Origin of the sequence: Variovorax sp. 22077 (assembly GCF_052044195.1) — a bacterium.
Taxonomy (GTDB): Bacteria; Pseudomonadota; Gammaproteobacteria; order Burkholderiales; family Burkholderiaceae_C; genus Variovorax; species Variovorax atrisoli.
This window is the reverse complement of the sequence record NZ_JBQEQC010000007.1, coordinates 45,368-63,375: the sequence shown is the minus strand read 5'-3', so window position 1 is coordinate 63,375 and position 18,008 is coordinate 45,368. Positions and strand designations below refer to the sequence as shown.

Genomic DNA, 18,008 nt, shown 5'->3' with positions numbered 1-18,008 from the left:
CCCGTGGTGGCGCGTGGCTTCGCTCGCCCATTTTTTCCTTCCACTTCCCGACCGCGCCGAAGAAGGTGGCGTCATGAATTCGCTGAATCTCGCGCTCTTCCAATGGCTCACGGCCGGCACGCAGCCGACGCCGTGGGTGCTGTCCGTCGCATCCGCCTTCGCGCTCTGGGGCAGCTGGGTGAGCGCGGCCCTGGTCGTGTTCGCGCTGTGGCGGTATCGCGAGGAACGCGCCTACCTGTGCATCGTCGCGGCCTTCGCGGGCCTCTCGTCGATGGCCTCCCATGCGATCGCCCAGGCAGTGAACGCGCCGCGCCCCTTCGTGCTCGGGCTCGCACCCGCCTACATCGAGCACGCCGGCCGCGGCTCGCTGCCGAGCACGCACGCGACCGTGATGTTCATGGTGGCCCTGGCCTTCCTGCTGCGCCCGGGGCTGCGCAGGCTGGCCATGCCGCTGCTGGCGCTCGCGGCCCTCACGGGCTGGGCGCGCGTCTACGTGGGCGTGCATTTCCCGATCGACATCGCCGCGGGCCTGCTGCTCGGAGGCGCCATTGCGGGCGCGCTCCTCGTCGTGCAGCTCCTGGCACATCGCTTCTTCTCTTTTCCAGCGTCGCCGGCCGGCCGCGCCCGCGACAACAGGCAAGCGGCCGCTTCTTTCTGGAGGCATCCATGATTTCCTCGACCGACAACGGCCGGCATGCCCGCGCGCCGATGCGCATGCCACAGGCCGAAGCCCTCCCCGCCACGCGCGCGGACACCGACGTGCCGCATGCGGCACCCGATTCGACGCGCAGCATCTCCTGCGTGATCCCGTGCTTCAACGAAGCCGCGAACCTGCGGCACCTGCTGCCGCTGCTGGAGGACATCCTCTGGGACACGCGCATGCGCTGGGAGATCATCGTGGTGGACGACGGCAGCACCGACGACACCGTCGCTGTGGCCGAGGCGTGGTGCGAGCTCTCGGGCTTTCGCTGCATCTCGCTGTCGCGCAACTTCGGCAAGGAGGCCGCGCTCACCGCGGGCCTCGCCGCCGCCACGGGCGACGCGGTGGTGCTGCTCGACGGTGACCTGCAGCATTCGCCGGAACTCATCCACACCATGATCGCGCAGTGGGTGGCCGGCGCCGAGGTGGTGTACGCGGTGCGCGAGCAGCGCAGCGACGAGAGCCGCTTCAAGCAGCTCGGCAGCAAGCTCTTCTACAGCCTGATCAACGGGTCCGACCGCTTCGCCGTGCCCAAGGACGCGGGCGACTTCCGCCTGATGGACCGCAAGGTGGTCGACGCGCTCATGAGCCTGCCCGAGCGCAGCCGCTTCATGAAGGGCCTGTACGCCTGGGTGGGCTTCCGTGCGGTGGCGCTGCCCTACACGCCCGCGCCGCGCGCGGAAGGCAAGAGCACTTTCAACAAGCGCCGGCTGGTGCGCCTGGCCATGGACGGGCTCACCGCCTTCACCACCTGGCCGCTGCGCGCGGTCAGCGTGGCGGGCCTCATGCTCGCGATACCTGCCTTCGCCTACGGCGCCTTCGTGGCCATCAACTACCTGCTGTTCGGCAACGAAGTCTCGGGCTGGACCACCATCGTGGTGAGCCTCATGTTCTTCATCGGCATCCAGATGATCTCCACCGGCATCGTGGGCGAATACATCGCCCGCATCTACGAGGAAGTGAAGGGCCGTCCGCTGTACGTGGTGCGCCGCGAACGCGGCACGGGACTCGAGACCGGAAAGACATGAAACGACCCGCTTCCCCATGGTGGACCGCTCCTCAACCCATATGGCTCATCGCAGCCCTGCTCGCCTGGCTGCTGGCCACGGCATGGATGCGTCCGTTGATGGCGCCCGACGAGGGCCGCTACGGCGGCGTCGCGCTCGCCATGCTGCACTCGGGCGACTGGCTCGTGCCACGGCTCGACGGACTGCCCTTCTTCCACAAGCCGCCGCTCTTCTACTGGATCGGCGCGGCGGCGATGTCGATCGCAGGGCCGGTGGAATGGGCGGCGAGGCTGCCTTCCGTGCTGGGCGGCGCAGCGGCGGCCGCGGCGCTCTTTCTCTTCCTGCGCCGCTGGTCGACGGTGCGCCTGGCGCTGCTGTCCACGGTGGTGCTGGTGACCACGCCCTTCTTCTTCCTGGGCGCGCAGTTCGCCAACCTCGACATGCTGGTGGCGGGCTGCATCTCGGCCACGGTGCTGCTGGCGGCGGGCGCGGCACTGGCCCGCGAGCGCGAGGAGCCATGGCGCGCGCTGCTGGCCGGCGCCTGGCTGTTCGCCGCGGCCGGCCTGCTGGCCAAGGGGCTGATCGGACTCGTGCTGCCCGCGATGGTGATCGCGATCTGGTGCGCCGCAACGCGCAGGCTCAGGGCGCTGCGCCTCGCGCTGTGGCTGCCCGGCTGGGCCGTGCTGCTGGCAGTGGCCGGGCCGTGGTTCGTCGCGATGCAGCTGAGGTATCCGGAGTTCTTCGACTACTTCGTCGTCACCCAGCACTTCCGGCGCTTCGCGTCGTCGGGCTTCAACAACGAGCACGGCTTCTGGTTCTATCTGCCGGTGCTGGCGGGCCTGACGCTGCCGTGGTTCGCATGGGTGTTCGTGCCTCGCGGATCGGACGACGCGACGAACGACGCCGCGGCGCGCCACCGCCAGCCGGACATCGACCGGCTGATGTGGATATGGCTCGCGGTGATCGTGGTGTTCTTCTCGCTGCCGCGCTCCAAGCTGGTGGGCTACGTGCTCCCGGCGCTGCCGCCGCTGGCGTACCTGATCGCGCAGCGCGTGCTGGCGGGACGCCCGCTGGAGACCCTGCTGCCGAAGGTGCGCGCGATGACGGTGGCGGCGGCCGCGGTCTGCATCGGCTGCGTGATCGCCGTGATGGTGTATTCGTCGCCGCCGGGCTCGCGGCTGCGCCTGCCGGCTGGGCAAGCGGTGGCACCGGGTGAACAGGTGCTGATGCTCGACACCTACAACTACGAGATTCCGTTCTACTGGAACCTGCGCGAGCCGGTGATGGTGTCGGACGACTGGAAGGCCGCGGCCGAGGACACGCGCGACAACTGGCGCAAGGAGATCTTCGACGCGAGCCGCTTCGATCCGGCGCGCGCGGCGCGCACGCTGGTCGATCGCACGGAGCTCGCCGAAGTGCTGTGCGTGCCGCGCACCACCTGGATCGTCGGCGCGAACACGGCGCACCTCGCCAACCCGTGGCTGCACCATGCGCAGCTGGTGGTGGTGAACGACGGGCTGGCGGCCTGGCGCTTCAAGGGCAGCGCCACGGGCGACCCGCATTGCCTGGACACGGTGCCCTTCCCCGACCCGGCCGCCGCCCCGGCGCCCGCCCACACCACCGGAACGAACGGCGGCAATGGCTGAACCGCGCCGCTACCTGTGCATCTGCGCCGACGACTTCGGCATGAGCGCCGGCATCAACTCGGCCGTGCTCGACCTCGCCGCGAAAGGAAAGATCTCCGCCACCAGCGGCATGGTGCGCCGCGAGGCCTGGCTGGCAGGCGCGAGGATGCTGCGTCAGCTGGAGCCCTCGGAGTTCGACGCCGGCCTGCACCTCGACCTCACGCGCCCCGCGCATGCCGGCGGCCCCGAACCGGGCCTGGCCGGCCTGATCGCGCGCACCTGGACGCGCACGGTGTTCTCGCCCGGGCTCGAGGCCGACATCCGCGACCAGTTCACCCGCTTCGAGGACGCCATGGGCCGCGCGCCCGCCTTCGTCGACGGGCATCGGCACGTGCACCAGTTCCCGGTGGTGCGCGAACTGCTGGTGGAGGAGATCGCGCGGCGCTATCCCTCGTCGCCGCCCTGGATCCGCAACACGGCGCCGGGCTTTCGCCAGGGCCCCGACCGGCTGAAGGCCGAGATCATCCACGCGCTGGGCGGCGCGCGGCTGGCTGCGCTGGCCGAACGCCGCGGCATTCCGGCCAGCAGCCGGCTGCTGGGCGTCTACGGCTTCTCGGGCGACATCAACAGCCACGAGCAGCGGCTGCGCGAATGGCTCTCGGCCAGCCGCACCGGCGACGTGCTCATGTGCCATCCGTCCGCCGGCCTCATGCCCGGCGATCCGCATGGCGGCGCGCGGTTGCGCGAATACACCGCGCTGCTCGCGCTGGAGCCCGCCCAGGCCCTGCGCGATGCGGGAGGCAGCGAGGTCACGCTCGCACCGCTCACCCGCTGCCTGCAGCCCGCCTGAGCGCGGGCTTCCTCTAGCGGGGCAGCATCCGCGCGTCGACCGCTTCGCCATCGACGATGAAGTGCCCGCCCGCCACGTGGTGCAGCGTGCGCAGCTCGTCGTGTCCGTCGAAGTGCCAGCGCCCGTTGGAGAACACCCGCTCGTCGGCCTGCGCGGCGATCACCTCGCCGAGGAACAGGTCGTAGCGCTGCTGGATGGCCGGCTCCGGCAGCAGCCTGCATTCGAGCCACGCGGCGCAGCCTTCGAGCAGCGGCGCGCCGATGGCGGTGCCCGCGAAGGTCGAGAGGCCGTAGGCGGCGAACTTGTCCTGCCCCGGCTGATCGGCGATCTCGCGGCCCGACGTGTTGCCCAGCGTCTCCGTCAGGTCGAGCTGCGCGCGCACCGGCACCTGCAGCGCGAAGCTGCCTGCGCCTTCGAGCAGTTCGCGCGTCCAGGTGCTCTTGTCGAGCACCACCGCCACCTTGGGCGGATCGAAGTCCAGCGGCATGGCCCAGGCTGCCGCCATGATGTTGCGCCGGCCGCCGTGCGCGGCGCTCACGAGCACCGTGGGACCGTGGTTCAGCAGGCGGTAGGCCTTGTTCAGTGCGACGGGTTGGCGATGGGTGATGGCGTTCATGGCGGGCGATGCATCAGGACGTGGATCAGGACGTGGGTCAGGTCTCAGGCTCTTCCACCGGCACCCGGCGGACGGCGACCGTGCGGATGCGCTGCGCATCGACGTCGGTCACCACGAAATCGTACCCGTCGTGCGTCCAGCGGGCATCGCGCGCAGGCAGCCCGCCGAAGCGCTCCAGCAGCAGGCCCGCGACCGATGTGTAGCTGTCGTCATCGCTGACGAGGCCATGGGTCTGCAGCGCCTGCTCCAGCAGATGCAGGTCGGCGCTGCCGGAGACGGTCCATGCATCGGGCGCGGTCTGCAGGATCTCCAGCGTCTCGTCCTCGTCGGGAAACTCGCCGGCGATGGCCTCCAGCACGTCGATGGGCGTCACCACGCCGCTGAGCGTGCCGTGCTCGTCGCTGACCAGCGCGAGCTGGCCGCGCGCGCCGCGCAGCGTGTCGATGAGGCGGATCGCGGTGGTCGACTCCGGCACGTAGATGGGCGCGCGCAGGCCGGCGCTCTCGTCGATCCGGCCGTTGCGCAGCAGCTGGCCCAGCAGGTCCTTGGCGCGCGCCACGCCCACCACCTCGTCGAGCGAGCCCCGGCACACGGGGAAGATGCCGTGCGGCGTGTCGAGCAGCTGCTCGCGCACCGCCACCGGGTCGTCGTCGAGGTTCACCCACGAGACATCGGCGCGCGGCGTCATCACCGAACGCACGGTGCGCTCGGCCAGCGAGAGCACCCCGCTCACCATGTTGCGCTCCTCGATCGCGAAGGCCGGTTCTTCCTGCGCCTCTGGCGTCGCGTCGGACGCGCCCGCACCGACGGGCACGGGCTCGCCGCGCACCCTGCCGCCGAGCAGCCGCAGCACCGACTCGGCCGTGCGCTCGCGCAGCGGCCTGCGCGCCTCGTGCTTGAGCGCATTGCGCCGCGCCCACTGGTTCAGCGCCTCGATCATCACGGAGAAGCCGATGGCGCCGTACAGGTAGCCCTTCGGAATGTGGAAGCCCATGCCCTCGGCCACGAGGCTCAGGCCGATCATCAGCAGGAAGCTCAGGCACAGCATCACCACCGTGGGATGCGCGTTGACGAAACGGGTGAGCGGCTTCGAGGCCCACAGCATGATGCCGATGGAGATGACGACCGCCGCCATCATCACCGGCAGGTGGTCGACCATGCCCACCGCGGTGATGACCGCATCGAGCGAGAACACCGCATCGAGCACGACGATCTGCGACACCACCAGCGAGAAGCTCGCGTAGGCCACCGGACCGGTGGCCGTGTGCGCCGCCACGCCTTCGAGCCGCTCGTGCAGCTCCGACGTGGCCTTGAAGAGCAGGAACAGACCGCCCCCCAGCAGGATCAGGTCGCGGCCCGAAAAGCCGTGCCCCCACACGTGGAACAGCGGCGTGGTCAGCGTCACCAGCCACGAGACGATGGACAGCAGCGCCAGCCGCATGATGAGCGCGAGGCTCAGGCCGATGAGCCTGGCCTTGTCGCGCTGGCTTGGCGGCAGCTTCTCCGCGAGGATCGCGATGAAGACGAGGTTGTCGATGCCCAGCACGATCTCCAGGACGACCAGCGTCAGGAGACCGAGCCAGACGGCCGGGTCGGAGAGCAGTTCGATCATGATGGGAGCAAGGAAGAAGCACGCACACCGCTGCAGCGCAACATGTCGCGGCCCATGCCGCAAAGGGGCGGCTCGGGAGGCGACTGGGGAGGCGGAGAGCGCAAGAAGGCCGCGTGGATGTCAGCCGCGGCGCCGCTTTGCGGGGAAGAGATGAGGGTTGAAGCGAAGGCGGTGCTGGCGCATGCCAGCGGCCTACTGGGAGGCTCGGAAGAGGAGTTCACCCGCGCAGTTTAGCGAAGGCCCTCCTCGCGACCCTGCCATTTCCGCTTGCATCGGTACGGTCAATACCTTAGGCTGACCCGGCGTCCGCGCGCAGCACCCGAGCCCCGAGCGGGCCGCCGGGCCTGTCTTGCGGGCGTGAAGGAGCCACGCATGCCAAGCCGATCGAACGGCCTCGCGGCCGAAATGGAAGCGGTGCGAACCCTGGCGCTCGTCGGCGCCTCCGCGTCCGGCAAGACCTCCCTTGCAGAGGCCCTGCTGCACGAGGCGGGCGCCATCGGGGCACGCGGCAGCGTGGAGCGCGGCACCACCGTCAGCGACCACGACCCGATCGAGAAGCGAATGCAGCATTCGCTCAATGCGACGCTAATGCACATGGCGCACGGCGGCACCCGCATCCACCTGATCGACACGCCCGGCGGCGCCGACTTCCTGGGCCAGAGCCTGCCCGCGCTGGAGGCCGTGGAAACCGCCGCCATCGTCATCAACGCCGCCGCCGGCATCGAGCCGATGGCGCTGCGCATGATGGACTACGCCGCATCGCGCCACCTCGCGCGCCTCGTGGTCGTCAACAGGATCGACGACCCCGCCGCCGACCTCGCCGGCCTGCTCGCGCAGATCCAGGACACCTTCGGCCGCGAATGCCTGCCGCTGAACCTGCCCGCTTCGGGCGGCACGCGCGTGATCGACTGCTTCTTCAACCGCGAGGGCGAGTCCGACATCGGCGCAGTCGATGCGGCGCATCGCGCGCTGGTCGAACAGGTCGTCGAGGTCGACGCGGCCTTCGTCGAGCGCTACCTGAACGACGGCGACGTGGACGCCGCCGAGCTGCATGCGCCGCTCGAACAGGCGCTGCGCGAAGGCCACCTGATTCCCGTGTGCTTCGTCTCGGCGCGCAGCGGCGCGGGGGCGGCGGAGATGCTCGACATCATCGTCAAGCTGCTGCCCGACCCGAGCGAGGCCAATCCGCCGGACTTCCTGCTGGGCGAAGGCGAGGATGCAAGGCCGATGCATGCCAAGCCAGACCCGTCGATGCACGTGCTGGCGCACGTCTTCAAGGTGACGAGCGATCCCTACGTCGGCAAGCTCGGCATCATGCGCGTGCACCAGGGCACCGTCGCGAGCGACAGCCAGCTCTACATCGGCGACGGCCGCAAGCCCTTCAAGGTAGGGCACCTTTTCATGCTCCAGGGCAAGGACCATGTCGAGGTGCCGAGGGCCGTGCCGGGCGACATCGTGGCCGTGGCGAAGGTGGAAGAGCTCCAGTTCGACGACGTGCTGCACGACGCGGCCGAAGACAGCCACGTGCACCTCGCGCCGCTGGCGTTTCCCGTGCCCGTGCACGGGCTGGCCGTGGAGCCCAAGCGGCATGGCGACGAGCAGCGCGCATGGGAGATCCTCGGCAAGCTCGCGGCCGAAGACCCCTGCCTGCGCATCGAGCATGTGGCGGCGACCAACGAGACCGTGCTCTACGGCCTGGGCGAACTGCACCTGCGCACCGTGCTCGAACGCCTTCGCGAGGTGTATCGCTTCGAGGTGCAGACGCGCCCGCCGCGCATCGCCTACCGCGAGACCGTGACCGCGCCGGCCGAGGGCCATCACCGCCACAAAAAGCAGACCGGCGGCGCAGGCCAGTTCGGCGAAGTCTTCCTGCGCGTGGAGCCGCTCTCTCGCGGCGACGGCTTCCAGTTCGCCGACGAAGTCAGGGGCGGCGCGATTCCGGGCCAGTTCATTCCCGCCGTCGAGAAAGGCGTGCGCGAGGTGCTCTCGTGCGGCGCCATCGCAGGCTACCCGGTCGTCGACGTGCGCGTGGTGGTCTACGACGGCAAGCACCACAGCGTGGACAGCAAGGACATCGCCTTCGCCACCGCAGGCCGAAAGGCCTTCATGGCCGCGATCCGCGAAGCCAGGCCGGTGGTGCTGGAGCCGATCGTACAGATCGAGATCGTGGCGCCCGAACATGCGGTGGGCGACCTGACGAGCGACCTTTCGTCGCGGCGCGGACTGGTCACCGGCACGTCGGCCCTCGGAGCCGGCGCGGCTGCCGTGCGCGGACAGGTGCCCATGGCCGAGCTGGCGAGCTACCAGTCGCGGCTCAATGCGATGACGAGCGGACAGGGCCGCTACACGATCGCACTGTCGCACTACGAGGCCGTGCCGCCGAACGTGCAGCAGGTGCTGATGGGGCAATACCGGGGGCGGGAAGACGATCAGTGAAGCGCCAGTGAGGCCGCGGCGGGTGGCTATACTGCGCCCCGTCACGTCGAACAAGGGCGTGATCGGGATTGGCGTCCCGCTGAAATCACTGCGACGCAAAGCCGCAGTCACCGCGCAGGGTCTGCGGCTTCGTCGTTCGTGCCTCCAGTTTTGGCGGCTCGACGTGCGGGCGCGAGCCCGGCCGGTTTCATGCAAGTGGTTTCCCGGTACGCCAACTCGTCGAGCCGCCGCCCTCAATTGGCGTTGAGCGCAGCGGTGTCAACAAGCCGAAACCACTGGAGGCCTTTGATGGCTGCATCTGCCCGCGCGTCAGCGCCCGTCTCTTCATTCCCCCCATCTTCCGAAGCCGCAAGCGTCGAATCGCTCGCGCTGCAGGCCTGCGACGACATCGATGGCCTCCTGGCAGTGCAACGCGCATTCGCGTGCCTTGAAAAGCTCATCGCTCCCCAGCGAACGAGCGAAACCGATGAGGTCTACCCGACCCGCACCGAACTCGGAGCGCTGGTGCGAGTGGTCAACGAGGAGCTGCAGAGGTGCCTGGGAGCGGCAGACGCGACGTTGCAAAGGCTGCGGGCCGGCCTCGCCGAGCGCGTCGTCGACGAACACCCCATGGCTCAACCCGGGTAGTCGCCACCTACAGCCCGCAGCCACCGCTGCCGACAAGGCCCGACTCCACCCGAACCTATGTTGAAGCCTGAACCGACTCACAGCAGAAAGAGGACAGGCAGACGACATGAGCGAAGTCGCCGAACTTTTCGCGCGCGAGTTTCCCGTGTGGCACATGGTGGTGCGGGGCACGGTCGTGTACTGGTTCCTGCTGCTGGTGTTCCGCTTCGTGCTGCGGCGCGACATCGGCTCGATGGGCGTGGCCGACCTGCTCTTCGTGGTGCTGGTGGCCGACGCTTCCAGCAATGCGATGCAGGGCGAGTACAAGTCGATCGACGACGGCCTCGTGCTGCTGGCGACGCTGGTGGGCTGGAACTTCGCGCTCGACTGGCTCAGCTATCGCTTCGAGCCGGTCGCCCGCTTCCTCGAGCCGCAGCCGGAGGTGCTCATCCGCGGCGGCCGGCTGAACCGGCGCGCGCTTCGGCGCGAGATGATCACCACGGACGAACTGCGCGGCAAACTACGTGAGCAAGGCGTGGCGGATTTCTCGGAGGTGCGCGTCGCCCGGCTTGAGAGCGATGGAACGCTGAGCGTTTTCAAGAAGAAGAGCAGCATCAAGAAGCAGAACGACGGCGGCAGCGAAGACGAGGATCGTCACCAGCCGCCCGAGGCTCCCAGGCCTCCGGCCCAATGACGCAATGACGCAATGACGAAGGCGATGCAGTTCTTCGACTGGCTCTTCGGCGAGGGCTCCGCGCTCACCCCGTGGCAGATGGCCGCGCGGGCGCTGGTCGTCTTCTTCTTCGCGCTGGCGATGATCCGCGCATCGGGACGGCGCTCCTTCGGCCAGCAGAGCCCGTTCGACATCTGCATCACCGTGTTGCTGGGCGCGGTGCTCAGCCGCGCGGTGGTCGGCGCTTCGCCCTTCTGGAGCACCATGGCGGCCGGTGCGGCGCTGGTGGCCACGCACCGGCTCGTCGCGCTCGCGAGCAGGCGGTGGCAGGGCTTCGAGGATCTGGTCAACGGCCACAAGATCACGCTGGTGCGCGATGGCAGGCTCGACGAGAAAGCCATGCATCACGCGCTGGTCTCGCGCAAGGACATCGACGAGGCGCTGCGCCAGCAGGGCGGCGGCGTGTCGCTCGACGAAGTCGAATGCGCGGTGCTGGAGCGCGACGGCAAGCTGAGCATCGTCAAGCGACGCTCCTGATTCAGTGTGGCTCGCGCCACGCACGTAAGACAGCACCGACCCACGGCAACGGCGATGGCCTCGTTCGCGCGGGCTTCAGCTGCGAACACTCGGGCCCTGGAATGACATCCATCACTCCGAGGAAAGCCCATGAGCAGCAGCCCCACCTCCGACCCGGCCCGAAGCCTTGAAATGAAGACCCGTCGCGAGTCCGGCAGGGGTTGAGCGGGTGCCTTCCTTCTTTTCGACATGGCAACACCGCGCCGGCCCCGTACCGGGTCCTCTTCCCCTTCGAACGACGCCCTGGCCGTCGAAGCGGCCAATGGCGAGACCGCCCTGCTCATCATCGACATGATCAGCAGCTGGGACTTTCCCGACGCCGAGAAGCTGCTGCCCGCAGCCGTGGCCATCGCTCCTTCCATCGTGGCGCTGAAGCGACGCTGCAAGGCACGCGGCGTGCCGGCGATCTACGTCAACGACAACCGCGGCCGCTGGCGCTCCGACTTCAATGCGCTGGTCGGCCTCTCGATGCAGAGCGGCGGCCCCGGCGCGGACATCACGGCCAGCCTCGCGCCGGACCACGACGACTACTTCGTGCTGAAGCCGCAGCAGTCCGCCTTCGTCGCCACGCCGCTCGAACAGCTGCTGGGCGTTCTGAAGGCGCGCCGCCTCATCGTGACCGGCGTGGCCAGCGACCAGTGCGTGATGAGCACGGCCACCGACGCGCGCATGCACGGCTTCGAGGTGGTGCTTCCCAGAGACTGCACCGCCACGCAGACGGCCAGGCGCCACGCGATGCTGCTGGAGCAGTGCGAGACGGTGTTCGGCATCGCGACCACCTCCGGCCCGCGCATCCGCCTGCCGGCCGCGCGATCGCGCAAGCGATAGCTCCTCCATTTCTTTTTCTGTTTCCTTTTCGTTCCCACTTCCGTTTGGAGAAACCCATGACACACCCCATGCAAGCCGCACCGCAACCACCCTTCGACACGCCCCGCCAGACCCCGCCCGGGCTCGAATCGCGGATGGATCCGCCGCCGGACTTCGGCGAGTCGTCCTATGTCGGCTCCGGCAAGCTCATCGGAAAGGCCGCGATCATCACCGGAGGCGACAGCGGCATCGGCCGCGCCGTGGCGCTGGCCTTCGCACGCGAAGGGGCGGACGTGCTGATCTCCTACCTTGCCGAGGAGGAGTCGGACGCGCGCCGCACCGCGGAGCTCATCGAGAAAGAGGGCCGCACCTGCGTCGCCGTGCCGGGCGACATCCGCGACGAACCGCACTGCAGGAAGCTCGTGGACACGGCCATGGAGCGCTTCGGCAAGCTCGACATCCTGGTGAACAACGCGGCCTTCCAGATGGCCCACAAGGACCTCTGCGAGATCACGCCCGAGGAGTTCGACCGCACCTTCCGCACCAACGTCTACGCCAACTTCTTCCTCAGCAAGGCAGCGGCGGCGTGCATGAAGCCGGGCAGCGCCATCATCAGCACCGCATCGGTCAACGCCGACAAGCCCAATGCCACGCTGGTGGCCTACGCCGCGACCAAGGGCGCGATCCAGAACATGTCCGGCGGCATGGCGCAGCTGCTGGCCGAGAAGGGCATCCGCGTGAACTGCGTGGCGCCGGGGCCGTTCTGGACGCCGCTGATCCCCTCGACCCTGCCGCCAGAAAAGGTGAAGGAATTCGGCATGCAGACGCCGATGAAGCGGCCCGGCCAGCCCGCGGAACTGCAGGCGGTGTACGTGCTGCTCGCCTCCGACGAGGCCAGCTACATCTCGGGCGCCACCATTCCGGTGACCGGGGGCGTGCCTTTCATCTGAGGGGCCCGGCGCGCCGGCGCGCGCCTGCATCGGCATCTGCGCGGGTGCTGCCGCCGGCCGCGCGCCGCACCTCCAGCTTCTGCCGCCGTCTCGGCAGCCAAGTGCCGATGCGCGATACCCAGCGCAGAACGTGAAAGACCACGAAGCTGCCCAGTTGCGGCCAGCTGTTCCACATGCGCAGCTGGTCGCTCCGCACGACCCGGCATTGGGGCGAAAGTGCGTCGAGCCGCTCGGCGACCTGAGCGTTGAACCAACGGCTGACCACCACCACATTGGCCTCCATGTTGAGCGTGAGGCTCAGCGGATCGAGGTTGCTGGAGCCCACGGTGCTCCATGTGTCGTCGACGATGGCGATCTTTCCATGCAGCGGGCGGGCGCAGTACTCGTGCACCTGCACGCCGGCTGCCAGCAGATGGCCGTAGAGCAGCCGGGTCGCGAAGCGCACCGATCTCATGTCGGGCATGCCCTGCAGCAGCAGCTTCACCTCCACGCCGCGGCCCGCTGCGCGACACAGGTCGCGGAACAGGCGATAGCCGGGAAAGAAGTACGCATTGGCGATGACGATGCGCACGCGCGCGGTGCGGATGGCCTGGCGGTAGATCTTCTCGATGCTGTCGGGCGAGGCCTTGTTGTCCCTTCTGGCGAAGAGGATGTCGGCATCGCCGGCGGGTGGCGACGGCTGCGACATCGCGGAGGCCGGCTCGGGGCTTTCGCCTGCCGTGTGCTGCATGAAGCTGCGGATGCGCCCGACGACGGGCCCGTGCAGTTCCACCGCGTAGTCCTGCTTGGCCAGCTCGCCGTAATCCAGCAGCTGGTCGGCGCAGAAGTTGATGCCGCCCACGAAGGCCACCGTGTCGTCGACCACCACGAGCTTGCGGTGCATGCGCCTAAGCAAGTTGAGCTGCTGGCCGAAGAGCGCGCGGCCCGGGTCGAAGATGCGCACCTCCACACCCGCTTGCGAAAGCCGCTCCAGAAAGCCCTCCGACAGCCGCGGCGAGCCGAAGCCGTCGATGGTGAGCACAGTGCGAACGCCTCGGGCTGCGCACCCGCGCAGCGCGCCGGACAGCGCGCGGCCCACCTTGTCGTCTTCGAGGATGAAGGTCTCCAGCAGCACCAGCCGCCCTGCACCGGCAATGGCGTCGAGGACGCACGGGAAGAACTCGTCGCCGTTCTCCAGCAGGCGGCCCGCGTTGCCGTGCGTCCAGCCGCCGTCTTCGCTGCGTGCTCTGTGCATTGCTCTCGTTGTTCTGTGCATCGTCGACCCAGGCTACTGCGCGCCGACCGTACCCGTGTCGGGTCGTTCACCGCGTCGGGGTGGGATAGCGCCTGCGAAGGCCGTCGAGTCCGCGCCTGGAGTCGCAGCCTCCTGTTGCCGTTTGTTGCGCGAGCGGAAATACGCCGCCAGCCGCGTACGCCGCTTTCCTACGCAACGAAGGCAAGGCGAGTTCCATCTTCTGGACTCAAGTTCTTAGTTGATTGCCTGTTTTTCATTCCTCAACCCAAACCATGGAGCCCACGATGCCAACGACCCGTCGCGCCACCCCCGATGCCTGCAGCCTTCTGGATACCGACCACAAGAATGTGAAGAAGCTCTTCACCGCCTACGACGAACTCGCCCACTCCCGCGCCGCGAGCGCAACCGAGAAGAAGCGCGACCTCGCGATGCAGATCTGCATGGAACTGCAGGTGCATACGCAGCTGGAAGAAGAGATCTTCTATCCGGCGCTGCGCGAGGCCATCAAGGAGGTGGACCTGCTCGACGAGGCCGAGGTGGAACACGCCAGCGCCAAGGAGCTCATCGCGCAGATCCAGGACGCCACCGAGGTCGATGAGAAGTTCGACGCCAAGGTGAAGGTTCTGGGCGAGTACATCGACCACCACGTGAAGGAAGAGCGCAACGAGATCTTCGTGAAGGCCCGCGCGGCCCGCGGCCTCGACCTGGTCGCCATGCGCGAGCAGCTGGCGCAGCGCAAGGAAGAGCTCATGGCGGAGATGGAAGCGATGGCCTGAGGCCAGGCTTTCGCATCTTCCTCCGGGGCAGCCGTCAGCGCTGGGCTGGCGGCTGCCCTTCCTGTCCTGTGGCGCCCGTTTCAGTGCGGCACCCGCCGCAGCTCGCCGCGAGGCCGCTCGCTCGGCCAGACACCCCCCGCCTGCTCTCCCCCCAACCTCATCACACCTCCTTGAGCAGTGCGAGCTGCAGCTTGGATGAACGACCCCGCCTCGTGTTGCCGTACCCGGGAGAGTCTTCTCGACAGGCGTCCAAGCCGATGTCCGACACGCGAGCCGCAACGCCGTCCTAGCTTGTCCCTTGTGGACGGATAAGTCCGCGCCGCAGGAAAGGAACATCCCATGACCGACACAGCGAGAAGACAGCAGGCCAGGAGCGACCGACGCGACAACCAGCGGGTGTTCGTGTTCAGCGTGACGCTGGCCATCGTCGTGATGCTCGGCGCCCTGCTCTATTTCTATGCCGCGGACAAGCGTGGCGAAGGGCCCTCGCACGAGGCCTCGCCGCCGGCCGCGCAGGTGCAGGGCGGCGCGCAGACATCTCCGGCGACGGCACCAGCCGCACCGCCGAAATAGACGGCACCCCGTCATCAACCCGACCCCATCACCGAGAGGATCGTTATGCAACGTTTCAAGGACCGCGTCGTCATCGTGACCGGCGCAGGCAGCGGCATCGGCGAAGCGACCGCCCGCCGCTTTTCACAGGAGGGCGCGAGCGTGGTGCTCGCGGGCGACACCCTCGACAAGCTCGACCGCGTCGCGCGCGACCTGCCGAAGGAGCGCACGCTGGTGAAGGTGGCCGACGTCTCCAGCTTCGAACAGGTGCAGGCGCTGGTGGATGCGACCATCGAGCGCTTCGGTGCGCTGCACGTGCTCTTCAACAACGCCGGCATCGCGGTCGAGGGCACGGTCACCCAGCCGCCGCTGGAAGACTGGAACCGGATCATGGCGGTCAACGCCGGCGGCGTGTTCCATGGCTGCCGCGCAGCCATGCCGCACCTGGTGCGCAGCAAGGGCTGCATCGTCAACACCGCCTCGGTCTCGGGCCTGGGCGGCGACTGGGCGATGGGCTTCTACAACGCGTCGAAGGGCGCGATCGTCAATTTCACCAAGGCCCTCGCGCTCGACCACGGCAAGGACGGCGTGCGCGTGAATGCCGTGTGCCCGAGTCTCACCTTCACCCCCATGACCGAGGACATGAAGAGCGACGGCGCGCTGATGGCGAAGTTCGCCGAGCGCATTCCGCTGGGGCGCGGCGCCGACCCTTCGGAGATCGCGGCCGTGGTCGCCTTCCTGGCGAGCGACGACGCGAGCTTCGTCTCGGGCGTCGCGATGCCGGTCGACGGCGGGCTGATGGCATCCAACGGACAGCCCGACATGGGCTGAGGAAGGGCAGGAACATGGCATCGAGCACAGTCGGCGATTTCGTCGTGGAGCGCATGCACCAGTGGGGCGTGCGCCGCATCTACGGCTATCCGGGCGACGGCATCAACGGCATCGTGGGCGCGCTCGACCGCGCGGGCGATGCCATCGAGTTCGTGCAGGCCCGCCACGAGGAACTGGCCGCCTTCATGGCGTGCGCGCATGCCAAGTTCTCGGGCGAGGTGGGCGTGTGCCTGGCGACATCGGGGCCGGGTGCCATCCACCTGCTCAACGGCCTTTACGACGCGAAGCTCGACCACCAGCCGGTGGTTGCGCTGGTCGGCCAGCAGAAGCGCAGCGCGCTCGGCGGCGACTACCAGCAGGAGGTGGACCTCGTCTCGCTCTTCAAGGACGTGGCCCACGAGTTCGTGCAGATGGCCACCAGCGCCGAGCAGGTGCGCCATCTCATCGACCGGGCGTTCCGCATCGCCCGCGACCGCCGCACCGTGACCTGCGTGATCTTCCCGAACGACGTGCAGGACCTTCCCGCCGTGCCGGTGCCACCGCGCGAGCACGGTACGGTGCACAGCGGCATCGGCACCACCGTGCCGTCGGTGGTGCCGCCGCCCGACGCACTGCAGTACGCGGCGGACATCCTCAACACGGGCAGCAAGGTCGCGATCCTTGCGGGCGCCGGTGCGCTCCATGCGGGCGACGAACTCATCGCCGTGGCCGAGTGCCTGGGCGCCGGCATCGCCAAGGCACTGCTCGGCAAGGCCGCGGTGCCCGACGACCTTCCATTCGTGACCGGTTCCATCGGCGTGCTCGGCACGCGGCCGAGCTCCTGGATGATGGAAGAGTGCGATACGCTGCTGATCGTCGGCTCGTCCTTCCCCTATGCCGAGTTCCTGCCCGAGGAAGGGCAGGCGCGCTGCGTGCAGATCGACACCGACGCACGCGCGCTGGGCCTGCGCTACCCGTCGGAGCTGGGCCTCGTGGGCGACAGCGCCGCCACGCTGGCGGCGTTGCTGCCGCTGCTGGAGCGCAGGACCGAATCGCCATGGCGCGCCTCCATCGAAAGCGAAGTCGCGCGCTGGTGGCGCGTGCTCGAGGCGCGCGCGCACGTGCCCGCATCGCCGATCAACCCGCAGCGCGTGTTCTGGGAGCTCTCCCCTCGCCTGCCCGACAGCGCGGTGATCACCTGCGACAGCGGCTCGGCCGCCAACTGGTACGCGCGCGACGTCAAGCTGCGCCGCGGCATGAAGGCCAGCCTCTCCGGCGGGCTCGCGACCATGGGTCCGGCGGTTCCGTATGCGATCGCTGCGAAGCACGTGCACCCCGAGCGCCCGGTCGTCGCGCTGCTGGGCGACGGCGCGATGCAGATGAACGGCATCAACGGCCTCATCACCATCGCACGCCTGTGGCGCGACTGGGCCGATCCGCGGCTGGTGGTGATGGTGCTCAACAACCGCGACCTCAACCTGGTGAGCTGGGAACAGCGCGTGCTCGGCGGCGACCCGAAGTTCGATGCCTCGCAGGAGCTGCCCGACTTTCCCTATGCGCGCTTCGCGCAGATGCTGGGGCTGGAAGGCATCCGCGTCGAGAATCCCGACGCCATCGGCGACGCCTGGGATGCGGCCTTCAGGGCCGACAGGCCGGTGCTGCTCGACATGGTGACCGACGCCGCGGTGCCGCCGCTGCCGCCGGACGTCTCGCTGGCACAGGCCAAGGCGTACTTCTCCGCGCTCTGGCAGGGCGACCCCGAGGGCATGCGGACGCTGAAGGCGGTGATGCGGGAGTACTGGGCCAGCTTCACGGCAGGACGCTCGGAGAAGACGACGGCCTGATCGGTGCCTGCCAGGGCCCCCGAGAGGGTCAGGCGGGAATCGGCTGCGTGCGGGAAGAGTCCTGCTCGTGGCGCTCCACCTGCTCGATCCAGTCGACGCAGCGGCGCTTCAGCAGATCAAGCCCGGTTTCCACGGGGACGCGGGGTTGGCACAGCACCAGCTTGCAGCGGTGCCGGCCATCAAGGGCAACATCGCCCACGGCGGCGAAATTGCCCTCCTCCTGCGTCAGAAGGTAGATCGTGCAGGCCCAGGGTCCGGACCGGCCGTCATAGACAAAGGTACTTCCATCCACGCACACCTCGGTACCCGATACATGCGGGCCACCAGGATCGAT

General features: G+C 68.7%; 18 protein-coding genes. 14 read left to right on the top strand and 4 right to left on the bottom strand.

All coding sequences use genetic code 11. The features are described from left to right. Window positions 1-73: 73 nt before the first annotated feature. Genes ACTJLF_RS12060 through ACTJLF_RS12045 form a run of 4 tightly spaced genes read left to right on the top strand, consistent with a single transcriptional unit; the run spans window position 74 to window position 4,182 of the window. Entirely contained in the window at window positions 74-670 is a 597-nt protein-coding gene (locus tag ACTJLF_RS12060) for a phosphatase PAP2 family protein (protein ID WP_019654331.1), read from the top strand. Then, on the top strand, window positions 667-1,728 hold the full coding sequence (locus ACTJLF_RS12055; RefSeq protein ID WP_440883153.1) for a glycosyltransferase family 2 protein: 1,062 nt from the start codon (window positions 667-669) through the stop codon (window positions 1,726-1,728). Before ACTJLF_RS12060 ends, ACTJLF_RS12055 begins: the two co-directional genes overlap by 4 nt. Then, window positions 1,725-3,353 (top strand): ArnT family glycosyltransferase, encoded by a 1,629-nt coding sequence (locus tag ACTJLF_RS12050; protein WP_440883152.1) that lies wholly within the window; start codon window positions 1,725-1,727, stop codon window positions 3,351-3,353. Before ACTJLF_RS12055 ends, ACTJLF_RS12050 begins: the two co-directional genes overlap by 4 nt. Next, the gene (locus tag ACTJLF_RS12045; RefSeq protein ID WP_440883151.1) at window positions 3,346-4,182 is read left to right on the top strand and encodes a ChbG/HpnK family deacetylase; all 837 of its coding nucleotides are present in this window, start codon (window positions 3,346-3,348) and stop codon (window positions 4,180-4,182) included. Before ACTJLF_RS12050 ends, ACTJLF_RS12045 begins: the two co-directional genes overlap by 8 nt. 13 nt (window positions 4,183-4,195) lie before the next feature. Here ACTJLF_RS12045 and ACTJLF_RS12040 read toward each other — a convergent pair whose 3' ends face one another. Both ACTJLF_RS12040 and ACTJLF_RS12035 read right to left on the bottom strand, forming a co-directional pair. Further along, window positions 4,196-4,798, bottom strand: a complete 603-nt coding sequence (locus ACTJLF_RS12040; RefSeq protein WP_440883150.1) for a flavin reductase family protein — start codon at window positions 4,796-4,798, stop codon at window positions 4,196-4,198. Window positions 4,799-4,835: 37 nt separating this feature from the next. Then, entirely contained in the window at window positions 4,836-6,407 is a 1,572-nt protein-coding gene (locus tag ACTJLF_RS12035; protein WP_440883237.1) for a TerC family protein, read from the bottom strand. 375 nt (window positions 6,408-6,782) lie between these two features. Here ACTJLF_RS12035 and fusA point away from each other — a divergent pair, with 375 nt between their 5' ends. The 6 genes from fusA to ACTJLF_RS12005 all read left to right on the top strand — a co-directional run bounded on the left by fusA (window position 6,783) and on the right by ACTJLF_RS12005 (window position 12,458). Continuing rightward, the gene (fusA, locus tag ACTJLF_RS12030) at window positions 6,783-8,846 is read left to right on the top strand and encodes an elongation factor G (RefSeq protein ID WP_440883149.1); all 2,064 of its coding nucleotides are present in this window, start codon (window positions 6,783-6,785) and stop codon (window positions 8,844-8,846) included. Between the two features lie 288 nt (window positions 8,847-9,134). Further along, the gene (locus ACTJLF_RS12025; RefSeq protein ID WP_126182716.1) at window positions 9,135-9,473 is read left to right on the top strand and encodes a hypothetical protein; all 339 of its coding nucleotides are present in this window, start codon (window positions 9,135-9,137) and stop codon (window positions 9,471-9,473) included. A 106-nt stretch (window positions 9,474-9,579) separates the two neighbouring features. After that, a complete protein-coding gene (locus ACTJLF_RS12020; protein ID WP_132752382.1) occupies window positions 9,580-10,146 on the top strand; it encodes a DUF421 domain-containing protein in 567 nt (188 codons plus the stop codon). Window positions 10,147-10,158: 12 nt separating this feature from the next. Further along, on the top strand, window positions 10,159-10,662 hold the full coding sequence (locus tag ACTJLF_RS12015; RefSeq protein ID WP_354406526.1) for a DUF421 domain-containing protein: 504 nt from the start codon (window positions 10,159-10,161) through the stop codon (window positions 10,660-10,662). A gap of 228 nt (window positions 10,663-10,890) precedes the next feature. Continuing rightward, a complete protein-coding gene (locus tag ACTJLF_RS12010) occupies window positions 10,891-11,529 on the top strand; it encodes an isochorismatase family cysteine hydrolase (protein ID WP_440883148.1) in 639 nt (212 codons plus the stop codon). A gap of 56 nt (window positions 11,530-11,585) precedes the next feature. Further along, on the top strand, window positions 11,586-12,458 hold the full coding sequence (locus ACTJLF_RS12005) for a glucose 1-dehydrogenase (RefSeq protein WP_019654342.1): 873 nt from the start codon (window positions 11,586-11,588) through the stop codon (window positions 12,456-12,458). Here the strand turns inward: ACTJLF_RS12005 and clsB are convergent. Continuing rightward, on the bottom strand, window positions 12,451-13,692 hold the full coding sequence (gene clsB, locus ACTJLF_RS12000) for a cardiolipin synthase ClsB (RefSeq protein ID WP_440883147.1): 1,242 nt from the start codon (window positions 13,690-13,692) through the stop codon (window positions 12,451-12,453). The genes ACTJLF_RS12005 and clsB overlap by 8 nt on opposite strands. A gap of 284 nt (window positions 13,693-13,976) precedes the next feature. Between clsB and ACTJLF_RS11995 the strand changes: the two genes are divergently transcribed. From ACTJLF_RS11995 to ACTJLF_RS11980, 4 genes are all read left to right on the top strand, one after another. Next, window positions 13,977-14,468: a hemerythrin domain-containing protein gene (locus tag ACTJLF_RS11995; protein WP_126182712.1), complete on the top strand. Its 492-nt coding sequence runs from the start codon at window positions 13,977-13,979 to the stop codon at window positions 14,466-14,468. A 339-nt stretch (window positions 14,469-14,807) separates the two neighbouring features. Beyond that, on the top strand, window positions 14,808-15,041 hold the full coding sequence (locus ACTJLF_RS11990; RefSeq protein WP_019654344.1) for a hypothetical protein: 234 nt from the start codon (window positions 14,808-14,810) through the stop codon (window positions 15,039-15,041). A gap of 45 nt (window positions 15,042-15,086) precedes the next feature. Continuing rightward, window positions 15,087-15,851, top strand: coding sequence for an SDR family NAD(P)-dependent oxidoreductase (locus ACTJLF_RS11985; RefSeq protein WP_440883146.1), 765 nt, complete (start codon window positions 15,087-15,089; stop codon window positions 15,849-15,851). Window positions 15,852-15,865: 14 nt separating this feature from the next. Then, a complete protein-coding gene (locus tag ACTJLF_RS11980) occupies window positions 15,866-17,674 on the top strand; it encodes a thiamine pyrophosphate-requiring protein (protein WP_440883145.1) in 1,809 nt (602 codons plus the stop codon). 28 nt (window positions 17,675-17,702) lie between these two features. Here ACTJLF_RS11980 and ACTJLF_RS11975 read toward each other — a convergent pair whose 3' ends face one another. After that, a complete protein-coding gene (locus tag ACTJLF_RS11975) occupies window positions 17,703-17,966 on the bottom strand; it encodes a hypothetical protein (RefSeq protein ID WP_145761250.1) in 264 nt (87 codons plus the stop codon). Window positions 17,967-18,008: the final 42 nt, after the last annotated feature.